We start from the raw sequence: 16,159 nt of genomic DNA, 5'->3' as shown, positions 1-16,159 counted from the left end.
TAGCCCTCAATAAAAAATCACCCAAACGGGTGATTTTTTTATGCCGCATGGTGGAGCAAATCGGTGAGCTGATCTAACTCTTCCAGCATATTTTTGCATTCGCGTGAGTAGATGAGCTTATCGCGATCGCCCACAATTTGGATAAAGGTGGTTTTGCCGGAGAGTAAACATTGGCGCAAAGTGCGCATCACCATTTGCATGTCGAGCGCTTGGCAATCTTCAATGCTGGCTTTGGCAACAATCGACGCCAAATCAATCGAGATCACCAGTCGGTCACAGTGATCGATAAAACTGCCCAAGTGCTCTTTGCAATCGTTGCGATGACGGAACGTGAACTCTTTCTCTGTCAGCCAATTGCAACCGAGATCTTCGGCGTGTTCCCAAACTGCGCTGCTGGTATGGCTCTCGTTCACGCCAACGAAAAAGGCCCGGGTGTTGTGATAGCGAGTGAGGGCAAAGTGAAAAGCGGTGCCGAGTTTCACGTCCAAGGTCGCTTTGAGCCCCATGCTGTGGCTCAAATTGACCAACCCAACTTCATCACTGCCGCTAAAGAGCACAGGCATTGAAGAGAGTACACTCTCCGCACAATTGGTAAGAACAATTGGAATCGCATGACGTGAAAGCACTCGGCTTAGCGCTTCCTGATAGTTGCCGTTTTCCACGTCTTTGCGAGAAAAATTGTCACAGTCGCTACCCGTTTTACGTTCGTTGAGCTGATATAACCATTCACTGGCGTTTTCTAGGCTCTGTTGCGCTGTTTCAAACTCGACGATTGTCATGGGTTTCACCAACTCACTTAAGGTGAGATACGTAAAAGGGGAGTGATGATGTTCAATCACACTGGCTTTTTGATGACGTTTGAAAAAGCTTAACATGGCGGCATTACCTTTCTGGTGGGAGCGCTCTCGCTGCCTGTAAAACATGTAAAATGATTCGTTGCTTGTCGGCATCCACTCGGTGAGCTGGAGCCATGACCGTGACTGCGCCGATCAGTTTACTTCCTTTCATTACCGGAGCACTGATACCAGAAACCCCGGGATCAATCTCCGACGTGCTCACTGCGTAGCCGTTACGGCGAATGGTGTCGAGCTCTTCCTGCCATTTCTCTAGTCGCTGTTCTTGACCGAAATAGCGGAGAATCCGTTCGCATCGTTGTTGCGGCATGAAAGCGAGCATCACTTTGGATGAGGCGCCACGAAGTAGTGGTTGACTTTGACCCTGGACGTAGCTACATCGCAGCGCCTGCATACTCTCTTTCTGACGAACGCACAAAGCGCGATACCCAACAGGCACCATGTAAGCGGCGAGCTCTCCAGTCTGATGTTGTAAACGCGCTAATATCGTTTCCACCGATTCAAGACTGTGCTGGCGGGTTTGATAGCTGCGCATCAACAGAAGCGCAGCGGGGCCAACAATCAGCGTTTTTTCATGGGCGCTTTCTTCAATCAGGTTCCACTCTTTGAGTAATTTCAAATGGCGATACAAGCTGCTGAGCGGAACGTTCAATTGTTCACTTAGAGTTTTGGCTGAAACCGGCTCGTCGTTCACCGCAACCTGCATCAGCAGTTGTAACGTTTTTTCGTTAACCTGATTGGCGTTCATCTTGTTTTCTTTCATGCAATTTTTAACGTGTACAAATTCATAACACAACTATAATTCTTATTGGTTAAGAAAAGGAATGAAATTTAATTTACTATTTCTCGATATGTGAGAATTGGATTTGAGCCGTGTTCAGAAAGCAAGAGCGTTAGGCGAGTAAAAGGTATTTACTAAAGATCAAAAAAGGGAACGAATGTTCCCCTGAATGTAAAGTGTGATAAGCACCAAGCAGGTGGCGAGGCGCTACGAAACGAGTTCTGTATGGCAAGCTTCGGCAATGCGGTTACGCCCAGTGCGTTTGGCTTTGTACAACGCTTCGTCTGCTTTTTTCAGTAGCAGGCTAATGTTGCCGTCGGCTTGCGGCACCATAGAGCAAATCCCGAGGCTGGCAGTAACATGGGGGTAACTGGCATTCTCACTGTGTTTGATGCGTAGTGCTTCTATTGTGGTGCGAATGCGATCCGCCACGTGTTTCGCGCCTTCAAGATCGGTTTCAGGCAAAATCGCGGCAAATTCTTCACCGCCAATGCGCGCGACCTTATCGAGACAACGTAACTTCATATCGCGAATTGCCTCTGCGACCATACGCAAACATTCATCCCCTTGCTGGTGACCGAAAGAGTCGTTGTACATTTTGAAGTGATCGATATCGAAGATGATCATCGATACTGAGGTATTTGACCGTAGGGCTCGATTCCACTCGTCGGTGTAGATCTCTTCAAAGCGGCGGCGATTGTGCAGGCCAGTGAGGCTGTCGGTGGTCGAGAGCAACAACAGTTGTTCGTTGGTCTCTTCCAACTGCTGTTGCAACTCCTCTAGCTCAGAGAGCTTTTGGTCAAACTCCATGGTCTTCTTTTTCAGGGCATGGCGCTGTTCAAACAGTTCAACAAAAACGCGCACTTTGCTGTGAAACACCAGTGGATGCAACGGTTTAAACAGATAGTCTACCGCCCCGTGTTCGTAACCACGGAAGATGTGTTCTTCGGATTTCGAAGCCGCAGTGACAAAAATTATCGGAATATGACGGGTTTTGCGGTTACCACGCATTAACTCTGCCACTTCGTAACCATTCATGGTTGGCATCTGTACGTCCAGTAGTACCAGCGCGAAATCGTAGTCTAACGTTAGGGCAAGGGCCTCTTCGCCGGAAGTGGCACGGACTACGTTTACCGAAAAAGCGTCCAGTAGGCCTTCTAGCGTGAGTAGGTTTTCGATTTTGTCATCAACGATGAGTATGGTTGCTTTATCTTGCATGGTTAACAGTCACATAGAGAATTTAAGAAATGACCAATTTCGTCCAAAGGGAGGATATGATCGACATTGGCCGTTTCAATCGCGGCGGCTGGCATGGCCTGCGCCTCGGCACTTTCGACGGATTGAACGACGGCCAGTCCGCCCATTTGTTTGATTTTTTTCAGCCCAAGCGCGCCGTCGGAATTCGCGCCCGTCAATACCACACCAACCAACGATGGGCCATAATAATCGGCGGCGGTTTCAAACAACACATCAATCGATGGCCGTGAATAATTCACAGGTGGATCGACTGAAAGTGCAATACAGCCATCGACTTCTACCATCATGTGGTAGTTGGGCGGAGCGATGTACATATTGCCGCGGCGGATGGGCAGTTTGTCTTCGGCTTCTTGCACGCTCAGGTGGCTTTTGCTGTCAAAGTGCGTGGCCATGTAACTTTCTGGCGAGGGACTAATGTGCTGTACCAGCAAAACCGGTAAGCAAAATGAATCCTTCAACTGACGCAATACCGCTCCAACGGCTGCAAGGCCGCCTGCGGATGCGCCAATAACAACTGCGCTGTATGTGTGGCCACGACAACTCATGTATCACCTAATCCGTTTCTTGCGATAAATCTTTTCTTTTTCTGAGACCAAATCAAACTTGTCCGCGATATCAGAAAAACGCAGCGATTCTTTCGAGCCGAGGCAGAGAAAACCGCCCGGTACTAAGCTGTCGTAGAAAAGTTTAAACACGCGGTTTTGCAGCTCTCTGTTGAAATAAATCAATACGTTACGACAAAAAATCACATTCATTTCACCAAACACACCGTCGGTGGCTAAGTTGTGTGGGGTGAACAACATTTTATCGCGCAGCGCGAGTTTCATGATCACACTGTCGTAGTCGGCAATGTAGTAGTCAGAGAAAGATGCGTTGCCCCCCGCTGCTTGGTAGTTGGCGGTGTATTGGCGGACCAAGTCCATCGGATAGATGCCTTTTTTGGCTTTTTCCAAAATGGCTTCGTTGAAATCGGTCGCGTAAATTTGCGCACGATCTTTCATCCCTTCTTCTTCCAGCATGATGCCCATCGAGTAGACTTCTTGACCTGCTGAACAGCCCGCATGCCAAATTTTGACAAACGGATAGGTCTGCAAATGAGGAATAATCAGCTCACGAACCTTTTTGTAGAACCAAGGGTCGCGGAACATTTCCGTGACGTTGATGGAGAGATCGAGCAGCATTTGATCAAAAAAACGCGCGTCGTTGATGACTTTGTGCTGCATTTGCGAATAGTTCGACATGCCTTCAATCGCACGTCGATATTCGAGTCGTCGCTTGGTATGAGCGAGCGAATATTCGCGAAAGTCATAGCCATATTTGCGATAGATCGCTTCCAACAGCAGTTGAATTTCTAATTGTTCGTTTGAAAGATCAGTCACGCTTTCCATTTCAGTACAACCATACTCGCAACATTGACAATAACTTATCGGTATTGACTGGCTTGGCGAGATAATCGCTCGCACCTGCTTCAATACACTTACTTCTATCGCCCTTCATCGCCTTTGCCGTCAGCGCGATCACTGGCAGCTTTTCGTAAACTTTTTGTTTACGAATCTCTTCCATGGCTTCGTAACCATCCATCCTTGGCATCATGATGTCCATTAATACGACATCAATATCCGGGTTTTCTTTTAACTTATCTAGGCTCTCCAAACCATCTCGGGCAATGACAATATCCATGCCTTTGTCTTCTAAAATGCTGGAGAGAGCAAACACATTACGCATATCGTCGTCAACCAGCAAAACTTTTTTGCCGATCAGAACCGATTCTTTATTGTGCACTGCGCGCAACATACCTTGCTGTTCTCTCGGCAGGTTGGCTTCCACGCGGTGAAGGAAGAGCGCGGATTCATCCAGCAAGCGCTCAGGAGATTTGACCCCCTTGATGATGATGCTCTCGGCGTAGCGGTTTAACTCTTTCTCTTCTTCTTTGCTCAACTCGCGCCCGGTATACACAATAATGGGGACGCGCGCCGCTGTTTCGCTGCGGCGAATACGCTCCAGTAGCTCAAAACCGGTCATATCCTCAAGGCCCAAATCCAGCACCATGCAGTCATAACGTGCCGACTCCAACTCACTCAACGCTTTCTCGCCCGTTGGCACGGTAACAATATGCACGTCATCTTCGCCAATCAGTTGGCGAATGCTCTCTTGTTGTATGGCATCGTCTTCCACCACCAGAAGGCGCTTCACGGGTTTGGAGATAATCTCTTCAATATTGCCAAACGCCTTCTCGAGTTTTTTCATATCGACCGGTTTGGTGAGGTAGCCAATCGCGCCCATACGTAGCGCATCCAAATTGGCGTCGTTGGCCGACATGAAATGTACTGGAATGTGGCGCGTTTCTGGGTTCTCTTTGAGACGCTCCATCACGGTCCAACCGTCGATGCCGGGCAAGCCAATGTCCAAAATGATGGCGCTCGGGTTGTAGTATTGAGCAAAGTGCAAGCCGCTTTCACCTGTTTCGGCGACAATGCATTTAAAGCCTCGCTCACGGCCAAAATCACGCATGACACCAGCAAACGCGCGATCATCTTCAATGATCAACAAGGTGCGATCTTCGGCGACAATCGATTGTCGGTCGTCTTCCACATAACTGTCACTGGCGCTGAGAACGGGTTCTGCTTTCTCGACACTTATGGGCGGTTGCGGCGCGGGTGTGGATACCACCGCATGTTCTTGCGCTTCTACTGGCGCATCGCGTTCGGTGATTTCCAGTGGCGCGAGGCTAATCTGCGGCAAGCTTTCCATCTCATTACGTGCCTTTTCGGTGTATTTCAACGGGAACACCACGGTAAAGGTGCTGCCTTTTCCTTCTTCACTCTTAAGATGAATACGACCGCCGAGCAAATGGGCCAGCTCTTTGGAGATAGACAAGCCGAGCCCTGTGCCGCCATATTTACGGCTGGTGCTGCCATCGGCTTGCTGGAAGGCTTGGAAAATCGCCACTTGCTGATCTTGCTTAATGCCGATGCCGTCATCGCGTACTGAGAATGCGATTAACTCTTCACGTGGCTTGTTGAGCAGTTTTGCCAGCTCTTGTGACGGATGAGCCATGTTCAGCGTCACGGCACCTTCATGGGTGAATTTGAATGCGTTGGTGAGTAGATTGCGCAGAATTTGCTGCAGTCGCTGCGAGTCACTCTCAAGGCTCGCGGGCAAGTTGCCGGCACAGATGACTTGGAAATCGAGCCCTTTGTCGTCGGCTATCTCTTTGTACAGGCGCAACAAATCCTGCTCTATGCTGGCAAGCGATACATCCTCAATATGCAAGTCGATTTTCCCAGCTTCAACTTTGGAAAGATCGAGAATTTCGTTAATCAAAGAGAGCAGATCAGAACCCGATGAGTTGATTGCCTTAGCCGATTCGATCTGTTTGTCGGTTAAGTTGCCGTCTTTGTTGTTGGCGAACAACTGCGAGAGGATCAAAATACTGTTAAGCGGTGTGCGCAGTTCGTGCGACATGTTCGCCAAGAACTCAGACTTGTACTTGCTGGCGATTTCCAACTCTTTGGCTTTTTCTTCCACCACTTGCTGCGCCTCTCGCAGCGCCTCATTTTTCTCTTTCATCTCGTTTTGCTGCTGCTCAAGCGCTTTGGTTCGCTCTTCCAACTCTTCGTTGGTGACGCGTAGCTCTTCTTGCTGGGCTTGCAGCTCGGCTTCCGATTCTTTGAGCACTTTGGTTTGCTCTTGCAGTTCTTCGTTGGTGACGCGCAGCTCTTCCTGCTGCGCCTGCAACTCCTCTTCCGAGGCGCGCAGCGCTTGAGTCTGCTGTTCCAACTCTTCGTTCGCTTTGCTTAGGCTCTCTTTCTGCTGCTGCGTTTCCAGTAGCAGTGAGTTAATCACCAAACGCGCTTTGGTGGCGTTAAACACAATGGCCAGATTGCTGACGATCTCATCGACAAAGCGGCGTTGAATCGAGCTGTAGGCTTGGTTTGAACCGAGCATCACGACGCCAATTAACTGTTCATCAACCGCTAATGGGATGGCGAGAAAATGACTTGGAATAGTTTCCCCAGCGGCAAAATTGTAGCTCGGCACATTGTGTTGCAGATGGTTAAAGGCGATCACTTGGCGCTCGAGTGCCGCTTGACCGACCATGCCTTCGCCGAGTTTGAGTTGATTGAAATTGCCATGGCGATCGGAAAACGCATAGGAGGCGTGCAGCTCCAATCGGTCGTTTTCAAACAGATAGAGCGCGCCCAACTGGGCATTCATGTGTTTGGTAAAAAAAGCAATAAACTTGTCTGACAACAGATCGAGGCTGAGATCGCCACGGATTTCATTGTCCAACATCTCTTTGCCAGATTTCAGCCAGTCTAAGTCGCGCAGTTGCGAAGCCATATTGTTGAGTGAACGGCTTAATTCGCCGAGCTCGTCTTTGCGGTCAATGGTTAACGCGGACTCTAAGTCGCCCTCGGCAATGCGCTGAGCAAACCCCATGCTTTCGAGCAAAGGCTGAGTAACCGACGAGGAAAACTTGATAGCAATAAAGCAGACGATAACAAACAAAGCCACGCCGACTGCCAGCAGGATCTGGTACACGTGATAAACCGAAGTGGTGACTTCGTCTTGGTTGATTTTGGAGATCAGATACCAGTCGTGCCCAGGGATGCTCAACTTATCGAAGGTAACCAGAACCGGAAGGCCAAGGCTATCGATATAAATGCCTTGCCCGCCGCGCTCGCCCGCCGATTGCGCATCGCGCCAGTAATCGGGCTCACCACTGCTGAGTCTGTAGCCAACCACATATAGGCCGTTGCCCATCGTAACCAGATCTGAGCGCAGCGAGAATGTATCCGTCGCGTGTTCAAGACCAATAATATAGGACTCGCCTGTTTCTCCCATGCCGACACGGGAATTGACGATTTCGGTTACCAATTCCGGCATCACTTGCACGGCGACAATGGCAATCAACTTGCCTTCTTGGTCCAAAATCGGCGCAGAAAAGTAAGCGACGTACTGATTATCCGCGGCCTTGCTTTTGGCAAAGTCGGTAAAAAGTGCACGCGGGTGGCTCAGCTCTTTGGCCCAAAGTCGGGCGAGGGCCGGATCGCTCGACTCATAGCTGAGATTGATGGTGCGGATACGGCTCTTGTCTCGCAAAGCGTAGAGGATTTTCCCGTTTTGCGGCGAAAGGATAAACAGATCGCGATAGCCATAAGATTCGACGAAGTGCCGCAATGTTTCTTCGAGTTGACTTTGCGATGCAGTGGTCACGGACTCACTGAGTTTCTGGCTAAAATCGAGCATTTCCGATGTGGAAGCAAACATACTGATATCAAGCAGTCGCTTGCTAAAAAAGGTGTCAATCGCGGTGGAACGTAGCGATTGAATGGCCTGTAGCTCTTCAAACGATTTGTCGATTAACGCATCACCTGCCATGCGTCCACTGAAAATCGTTACGCATACCATAGGCAAAATGCCAAACGTGATTAAAAGGGCAATTAACTTGGGACGAATACGAATGTCCGCGAACTTTATCATCAAGGTATCACTAATCAGTTGTTTTTATTAAACCAGTTTCTCTGATATTCCCTTCTTGTTCAAATGGACTTAAGCAGACTGTTGACTAGGATCTGATTTTAACATGGCCAAACCACATATTGATTGATGGATGAATCAATATGTGGTTTGGATTTTTAGTGGTGTGTCACTTGCTCTTAATGACCATTTGGCGCTTATCTTGCAAGCTTGTCTTGCTAGTTAAAGGAAGAAGATATGCGCAAATGGCGACTTCTCTGCCTTTAAGGTAGGAGAACGATAAAAAGGCGATTTTATAGAGTATTAACTCTATCTCGGCAAAATAAATAAAATGATGTTTTATTGTTAATGTATTGATATTTAATGATTTTATCCTTTTTGGATTACAGTTGTTCGCCCGAAAGTATTTGCAACAATATGTGAAGTGTTTCAAAATTAACTGGTTGAGCCAGTTGGGCAAATCATTAACCAAGGTTTTTTTATGAAAGTCACAAATCTTTTTAGAGACAAAGTTGATGCATGGTCTGCACATCATACTGAGTTTATGAATTGGATGTCCCCGACGCTACGCGATTATTGGGGTGACTTTTTGGAAAAAGCACAAGGAAGCTTTCTTTTTTCAAAAGTGCGCGACCATCAGCAGCCTGCGGTAAACGAGGAAGTTTCTATACCGGAACCGATTGTTTTAAATGCAGAAGCGCAAAGACTCTACGATGAATTGCAAGGAAAAATTGGTCAGGTGATCCACGTTGGCGACTGGATTCATGTTGATCAACAGCGTATCAACCAATTTGGTTTAGTTACTGAAGACATGCAATGGATCCATACCGATCCTCAGCGCGCGGCCACTGAATCGCCATTCAAAACCACCATTGCACACGGATTTCTGACGTTGGCGCTATTGCCCAAGTTGACCGATTCGGTGGATGCGGATAAACCGCTGTTTCCGACGGCGAAAATGGTGGTGAACATTGGTCTTAACCAAGTGCGTTTTCCTTATCCAGTCAAAGCGGGTAACAATTTACGTGCTTCAAGCGTGTTGACTAAAGTGACACCGGTCAAAAAAGGTCTTGAAATTGAACGCGAAATCAAAGTCGAGATCGAAGGGGTGCGCCGACCCGCAGCGGTAGTAGTCTCGGTTATTCAATTGCATTTCTAATTTAGAGACCTGCATCTAAACCATGCCAAAAGGCCAGCTTGTTGAGCTGGCCTTTTCTATTGCCATAAGCCCCAACTCTGTTGCCATAAGTTTCAAGGGTAAACTTTGTTGTAAAGCTCATTTTTCTGCTTGTAAGAAAGTTCTCATCAATTAAATCCACAAAATAATGACGGCTATCATGCTGTTGATAAGCAATGCGAATCCCTCTTTGTAATATTATTCATATTTGTGTATAAATTGCGGCGTTCAACTATTCCAACAAAAAAGATGTGCCACTATGTCAGTCAGTCTTTCGAAATCAGCTCATGAGACAGTGCTAAGTGAACAAGATCAGCTTGTTTCTACTACCGATCTTAAAGGGGTCATTACCTACAGCAATGAGGCATTTTGCCGCGTTGCGGAATATCAGCAACATGAGTTGCTAGGGCAAAACCACAATATCGTTCGTCATACGGACATGCCGAAGGCCGCGTTCGGTGATATGTGGAAAAATCTCAAGCAGGGTAGAGCTTGGCGTGGCATCGTTAAAAATCGCACTAAATCTGGCGGTTACTACTGGGTTGATGCCTATGTCACCCCAATTTACGACAATGGCGTTATGTGTGGTTATCAATCGGTGCGTGTTAAGCCAAAACGTGAGTGGGTTAATATTGCCGCCAAAGCGTATCAATCGTTGCTCAGTGCGGAAAAAAATGGCCGGACGTGGTCATTACAACTGAGTGACAGCATACGCTACGCAATTCTTTTAGGGTCAGTGTCCGCGCCGATGCTCGCCCATGCATTGCATGCTGAAGGCCTATTGGCTTGGTTGGCGAACCTGCTTCCGGCAGCGGCGCTGGGATTACTGTTTCGTCAAGAGTTGATCGACACGCCGAGCCAACTAAAAAAGTTACAATCCAAGTTTGATAGTGTGAGCCGTTTGATCTATTCCGGTAACACGCCGTTTTCTGTCGCCGATTTCCATTTAAAAATGGCCTCTGCGCGAATTCGAACCATTTTGGGCCGAATGACCGACTCCGCTCGCCCGCTGCAAAACTTGGCCGATGAGTTGAGCGCGACGACGGAAGAAGTTTCTCAAGCGCTTGGCCAGCAAGCGACGGACATTCGTCAAGTGCGTGATGCCGCGGATTCGATGGAGCAAGCCGCCAATGCGGTGTTCGATAGCACTCGTAATGCGCACGGCTTGATAGATGAAACGGTGCAAAGTTGTGCGCAAACCAAAGCAACCATTGAGCACACGCAGCAAAATTTGAATCGCTTGAGTAGCCAAGCAGAAAAAGCGACCCAGACCACTTATCAACTCAGTGAGCAAGCGGAAAGAGTGAGCAAACTGATGGAAGAGATCGGGGGAATTGCAGAGCAGACCAACTTGTTGGCTTTAAACGCGGCGATTGAAGCGGCGCGGGCAGGCGAGCAGGGACGTGGTTTTGCCGTTGTGGCCGACGAAGTGCGAGCACTATCCGGGCGTACATCGAAAGCGACATTGCAGATCAAATCCAGCATTGATGACATGCTGGGCACGATTCAGGGCTGGCAAAGCGATATTATTAGCAACCGCGAGCAGACCGAAGCGTGCTCTCAAAGTGCCTCGCAAAGCGCCGTGCGGCTGGCGGAAGTTGAACAATTGATGCAAAGCATGGACAGCTTGATGGAAGATGTGGCCGATTCGGCCAATAAGCAACTCACGCTGTCGCGCGATGTTAATCAGCACATTCACTCTATCGCATCCGCAGCCGAGCAAAACTTGGCGGCCACGCGCATCGTGGAAGAAAATAGCCTGAAACTCAAAGATCAAGTAAACGAGTTTTATCAACTAGCTGAGCGTTTTCAAGAGCGATAGTGGTTCTGAATGGCTGAACACAATAAAACCCAGCGCAGGCTGGGTTTTTTTAGGCCAGTATGACAAAGGCGAACACTGGTGCATATCGTTAGGTTAAGTATGCTGAGCGCACCACTCGTCACGCCAAGCAACAAACTCCTCCATCGGCATCGGTTTGTTGATGTAATAACCTTGTGCTTCATCGCATTGCAGTAACGCAAGTGCATCAAACAGTTCGCGGGTTTCCACCCCTTCTGCGACAACACGCAACCCTAAATTGTGCGCCAGTTCAATGGTGGAATTGACGATAATTCTGTCGTTGTTGTTCTCTATCATATTGAGGACAAAAGATTTATCGACTTTAAGCTCATTGACTGGTAGCTGTTTTAGATAGCCGAGTGACGAATATCCTGTACCAAAATCGTCGATGGAAAGGTGAAAGCCCATGTCGGCGAGTTCATTTAAGGTTTGTTGGGCAATCTTCGGATCTTCCATGATGGCGCTTTCGGTAATTTCTAAACAGATACCCTCAGCTGGTACCTTGAATTCGTTCAACTGTGAATCAAGAAAAGCAGGTAGCTGACCTGTCATGAGATCCCAAGTCGACAAGTTAATCGAGATGATCATCTGTCCTTGCCGAGGTTGCACGTGATGCCACTGGCTAATGACCTCTCTAATCACCCACTTAGTAATTTCACGCACAAAACCGGTCTGTTCTGCAAAAGGAACAAACTGATAGGGTGCGATCATACCTTTACTGGGATGCTGCCAACGGATCAAAGCTTCAGCGGCAGAAACCACCGCGGATCTTGTGTCCACTTTGGCTTGTAAGAAAACTCGCAGTTCATTTTCTCGCACTGCTCGGCGCAACTCAGAAAGCAGTGATAAGTTTTGTGGAGCCGCCGTCACCAAGGCTTGGCTGTAAACCACGATCTGCTCTTTTTTGGATTTCGCTGCGTACATGGCAATTTGTGAGGCGTGAATCAGCGAGTCGGGATCGGCAGCGTCTGTTGGCCAAGAAGCAATGCCAATTGAGACACTGAGATCAATCTGCGTTCCGTCGATTTCAAACGCATCATCCAAACTGTGTTTAAGGTGCTGAGCGGCCTCAAAAGGCAATTGTTGGGAGGTATCCAGCATCACGGAAAACTCATCACCACTTACATGAGCCGTCATGGTTCGGGACGTACGTGAAGCATCACTTAAACGCTCGGCAACGGTTTTGAGTACCCGATCACCGACCTCATAGCCCAGAACATCATTCACTTGCTTAAAGCGATCGAGGTTGAGCGTAATAACGGAAATTTGCCTAAACGTGTTAGATGCCATTGCTTCGCTGAGCTTTTGTTTAAAATTGAGACGGTTTGGTAATCTGGTCAGAGGATCGAAGTAAGCCAGTTGAGTGATGGTTTCTCTCTGTTCCTCAATGCTACTGCGCATTTTATCGAATCCCCGCGCGAGTTGGCCGATCTCATCAGGGCGATCCGTTCCCTCAATCTCAGAGGAGAAATTACCTTTCTCTAGCTCAGCGGTTGCTTCTGTGAGGGTAATTAGCGGCTTTATGGTTCGGTGAGACAAGGCGAAAATGGCTAAAGTGAAGATAATAATGCCAACACCACTCACCGTCAGATATTGAGTGGAAAGTTGGTCAAATTTCTCGCTGGCTTTTGGCAAAGATTCAAGGAAAACCACGTGAACCCAATGTTGCGTCGAGGTCTGTTCGCTGATTACCCCACTGATGAAAACTTCTTGATTGATCACTATATCCTGAAGTGAGTGTTCGTCTTGTGCCATGGTGCTGTTTTGCGAACGAAAATAGTCAGCAATGGCCTCTGAACTGGCGACGACATTGATGGTTTGTGCCCCTGTTGATGAAGAGAGAAGGGCAATTTCAATCCCCGCCAGTTGGCTAGCTTGTAAGATGCGTTCTTGGTCAATATCGAAGCCCAACAAAACGTAGCCGATCACTCGCGGAGCACGTACCGGAGCCAGTACAAACTGGGTCGGTTTGCCGCTGTACATCATCAGCTGAAAGGGCTTTTGCTTGTCAAAACGTTGGATAATCTCTTTGTATACCGAAGGGTCGTCAAGCAAGATAGCTTCGGATGAAGCGGCTTTGAGCTGCCAGTTGGCATCAATCAAAATAGCGATGGAAGCGTTGATGCGCTGGGCGTTATTTAACAGCGCGGAGGCAATGGTGCTTTGATCTTGCGTGGCGACGGCAGAGCGAAAACCGAAGTCGGAAGCGAGCACTTCTGCACTCTCTTGTAACATGGAATTAGATTGTGCCAGCAATTGATTCCAAACGCGTTTTGATACTTCTAATGACTGTCTGATTTCCTCGCGAACATGTTTGTCCACGGTTATATTAACCAAAGTAAGGCTGATGGCCTGCACAGCAATCAGCAGTAACAAAGTGATAAAAATAAAGCGCCTGGATAGACTCTCTTGGAAAAATGCCCAGTTTAGACTCACAATCTCCCTCCAGAATCTGGCATGGTAATACGAAGTGAAATGGGCTCTGCATCGACGGTCACGCTTGAAGTCACAAACGGTGAGCCATATGGTAGGCTGGCATGCCACACATCAATCTCATAGTGCTCTGGAATTTGATCGAGAAAAATAGCCTCACCTTGTTGATTGGTTTGTGTATAGACTGGCGTTTCTGATACCAATATCCAAGCCAGCATGCTGTCATGGATGTTACAACCGAGTTCAACTACGCCTGCTTGGTCGAAGATAACGGGCTGTTCTGGTTTGTCGATGTAGAGCTTGAGTTCAAATGTTTTTGCTGGCGAAAAAGAGTAAACATGGTGGCGGACTGTGTCGCGATTGGGAAAATCAACCGCAGTTCCTTGGGTAATGACAAGCACTCCGGGCACAAACGCACGATTTTTCTGTGCCATTTCGATGTTGCTCAACGGTTTTAGCTGGCTCTTTAATCGTTCTGATTTGAGAAAGACCACCGCGTTTTCTAACGGCTCACCAGTCGCATTTTGCACTTCTACCCGAATCTCAGCAGCTTGTGCAACACCAACTGCGAAGCAAAGCAGCGATAACCACCATTGTCTTTTGTACAAGGTACACCTCATAAAAGTTAGGGCTCAATCGCCAATCCAGTAATTGTTTTACCGCGTGGGAAGTGGCCAAGCAGCTCGGCTCGGCCAGTCGTAAGGTCAATCACTACCAGCTTTACTGGCAGGCTGGCTGATGTGGTGATGGTGCCAAGCGCAACATTATTAATATCGCTGATATCCAACGAGGCGTCCTGAATCGGTTCGATACCGAGTCCACCTATGGTGTAGAGCACGCCAAGATTGGGAGAAACGGCAGGCGTTGCTCCTTCTATAGTGCCTTGCATCACCAAGGTTCCGCGCTGCTTATCGATAGCATAATTGGTGGTGAGCTTTTCATTGTTTTGGTTGTAAGTGTAGGCCGCGGCGACAATATCTGGCTTGTAAGCTGCGTTGACATCACCTTGGTCATAAGTGAGCCTTGGATCCATTTGAGTGCCAAGCGTTTTACCATCAAAATCAATAATTGCTCCAGTGTCTGGGTGCAAGCGCAGATTGAGGTTTTGTTTTCCGACCACACGCATCTTGTCTGCTGCTGGGTTAAAATCGAACCCCCAATGCCCATCGTTGATCGGTTCAGTCGGTTTAGAGCCCGGAACTAGCGTTGCGACACCCGATGAGAGGTTAATGATAAAAATGCGTCCTTGGCTACTCAGGGCATAGAGATCGCCGCGCGCAACTCTAAAATCAATGCCGATGATATTTTCACCCGATGTTAACCCTTGCACTGGCAGAGTGGTTTTGATCGTGTCTGGTGAGCGAGGATTGATTTTTAGGAGTTGCTGATAGTTTTCGACCACCCATACTGTGTTGGGTAAATCGGCTGTTGATGTTGCCGCAAAGAGAGGAAAACTGAATGATAGACAGAGAGTGATAAGACAGGCTTTCGTGCTGCGCATAACTGAATGTTCCTTATTTGTCGTTCTTCGTTGCACCTCTAACTATAGAAGAGTTATAGAGAAAAAAGTAAAGCATTGATGTGGGGGGGATATAAAAAGCCCTACATAATTTTGCAGGGCTTAGTATTAATTGAACTTAGTTTGAAAGTTTAAGCGATGATTTCTTTCGCTGTGTTCACCACGTTTTCAACCGTGAAGCCGAACATTTCGAACAGTTGGTCAGCGGGTGCAGATTCGCCAAACGTCGTCATACCGATGATGCGACCGTCGAAGCCAACGTACTTGTACCAGAAGTCTGCGATGCCCGCTTCGATAGCGATACGTGCTGTCACGTCTGATGGCAGAACTGCTTCACGGTAAGCCGCGTCTTGCTTGTCGAATGTATCAGTAGCAGGCATTGAAACCACGCGTACTTTCTTACCTTCTGCGCTTAGCTGCTCAGCGGCTTTCACTGCGAGTTCAACTTCAGAACCCGTCGCGATAAGGATAAGCTCAGGCTTGCCATCGCTCTCTTTTAGGATGTAACCACCCTTGGCGATGTTTGCCACTTGCTCAGCAGAGCGAACTTGTTGTGCCAGATTTTGACGCGAGAAAATCAGTGCAGACGGTGCATCTTTGCGCTCAATCGCCAGTTTCCATGCTACTGCTGATTCCACTTGGTCACATGGACGCCATGTGCTCATGTTTGGTGTTAGACGCAGAGACGCGATTTGCTCAACGGGTTGGTGAGTTGGGCCATCTTCACCCAAGCCGATAGAATCGTGCGTGTACACTTGGATGTTCTGAATCTTCATCAGAGCCGCCATACGCATTGCGTTACGTGCGTATTCCA

At 48.1% G+C, this 16,159-nt stretch carries 12 protein-coding genes; 2 read left to right on the top strand and 10 right to left on the bottom strand.

The genetic code is table 11. The annotated features are described in order from the left end of the window. Nucleotides 1–38 precede the first annotated feature (38 nt). The 6 genes from UF06_RS04835 to UF06_RS04810 all read right to left on the bottom strand — a co-directional run bounded on the left by UF06_RS04835 (nucleotide 39) and on the right by UF06_RS04810 (nucleotide 8,379). Nucleotides 39–875, bottom strand: coding sequence for an arginase (locus tag UF06_RS04835; protein WP_045569439.1), 837 nt, complete (start codon nucleotides 873–875; stop codon nucleotides 39–41). A gap of 7 nt (nucleotides 876–882) precedes the next feature. After that, nucleotides 883–1,617, bottom strand: coding sequence for an IclR family transcriptional regulator (locus tag UF06_RS04830; RefSeq protein ID WP_045569438.1), 735 nt, complete (start codon nucleotides 1,615–1,617; stop codon nucleotides 883–885). Nucleotides 1,618–1,842: 225 nt separating this feature from the next. Further along, nucleotides 1,843–2,853 (bottom strand): diguanylate cyclase, encoded by a 1,011-nt coding sequence (locus UF06_RS04825; RefSeq protein ID WP_045569437.1) that lies wholly within the window; start codon nucleotides 2,851–2,853, stop codon nucleotides 1,843–1,845. A 2-nt stretch (nucleotides 2,854–2,855) separates the two neighbouring features. Then, nucleotides 2,856–3,437 (bottom strand): chemotaxis protein CheB, encoded by a 582-nt coding sequence (locus UF06_RS04820; RefSeq protein WP_045569436.1) that lies wholly within the window; start codon nucleotides 3,435–3,437, stop codon nucleotides 2,856–2,858. A 3-nt stretch (nucleotides 3,438–3,440) separates the two neighbouring features. Then, the gene (locus UF06_RS04815) at nucleotides 3,441–4,280 is read right to left on the bottom strand and encodes a protein-glutamate O-methyltransferase CheR (protein ID WP_045569435.1); all 840 of its coding nucleotides are present in this window, start codon (nucleotides 4,278–4,280) and stop codon (nucleotides 3,441–3,443) included. Nucleotide 4,281: 1 nt separating this feature from the next. Continuing rightward, a complete protein-coding gene (locus tag UF06_RS04810) occupies nucleotides 4,282–8,379 on the bottom strand; it encodes a response regulator (RefSeq protein WP_045569434.1) in 4,098 nt (1,365 codons plus the stop codon). A gap of 478 nt (nucleotides 8,380–8,857) precedes the next feature. On the opposite strand from UF06_RS04810, the gene UF06_RS04805 reads away from it, so the two are divergent. After that, nucleotides 8,858–9,535 carry a MaoC family dehydratase gene (locus UF06_RS04805; RefSeq protein WP_045569433.1) on the top strand — a complete coding sequence of 226 codons (678 nt, stop codon included), beginning with the start codon at nucleotides 8,858–8,860 and terminating at the stop codon, nucleotides 9,533–9,535. A 277-nt stretch (nucleotides 9,536–9,812) separates the two neighbouring features. Beyond that, entirely contained in the window at nucleotides 9,813–11,375 is a 1,563-nt protein-coding gene (locus UF06_RS04800; RefSeq protein WP_045569432.1) for a PAS domain-containing methyl-accepting chemotaxis protein, read from the top strand. A gap of 93 nt (nucleotides 11,376–11,468) precedes the next feature. Here UF06_RS04800 and UF06_RS04795 read toward each other — a convergent pair whose 3' ends face one another. The 4 genes from UF06_RS04795 to UF06_RS04780 all read right to left on the bottom strand — a co-directional run. Further along, the gene (locus UF06_RS04795; RefSeq protein WP_045569431.1) at nucleotides 11,469–13,829 is read right to left on the bottom strand and encodes an EAL domain-containing protein; all 2,361 of its coding nucleotides are present in this window, start codon (nucleotides 13,827–13,829) and stop codon (nucleotides 11,469–11,471) included. Then, nucleotides 13,826–14,434 (bottom strand): methylamine utilization protein, encoded by a 609-nt coding sequence (locus UF06_RS04790; protein ID WP_139046270.1) that lies wholly within the window; start codon nucleotides 14,432–14,434, stop codon nucleotides 13,826–13,828. The genes UF06_RS04795 and UF06_RS04790 overlap by 4 nt, the downstream gene beginning before the upstream one ends. A 17-nt stretch (nucleotides 14,435–14,451) precedes the next feature. Beyond that, nucleotides 14,452–15,327 (bottom strand): DUF4394 domain-containing protein, encoded by an 876-nt coding sequence (locus UF06_RS04785; RefSeq protein ID WP_082069575.1) that lies wholly within the window; start codon nucleotides 15,325–15,327, stop codon nucleotides 14,452–14,454. 149 nt (nucleotides 15,328–15,476) lie between these two features. Beyond that, nucleotides 15,477–16,159, bottom strand: a 683-nt coding sequence (locus UF06_RS04780; RefSeq protein WP_045569429.1) for a transketolase C-terminal domain-containing protein, incomplete at its 5' end; no start/stop codon positions are given.

Origin of the sequence: Vibrio sp. S234-5 (assembly GCF_000960595.1) — a bacterium.
Taxonomy (GTDB): Bacteria; Pseudomonadota; Gammaproteobacteria; order Enterobacterales; family Vibrionaceae; genus Vibrio.
Note: the sequence above shows the minus strand (reverse complement) of the source record. Positions and strands in the feature narration are given on the sequence as shown.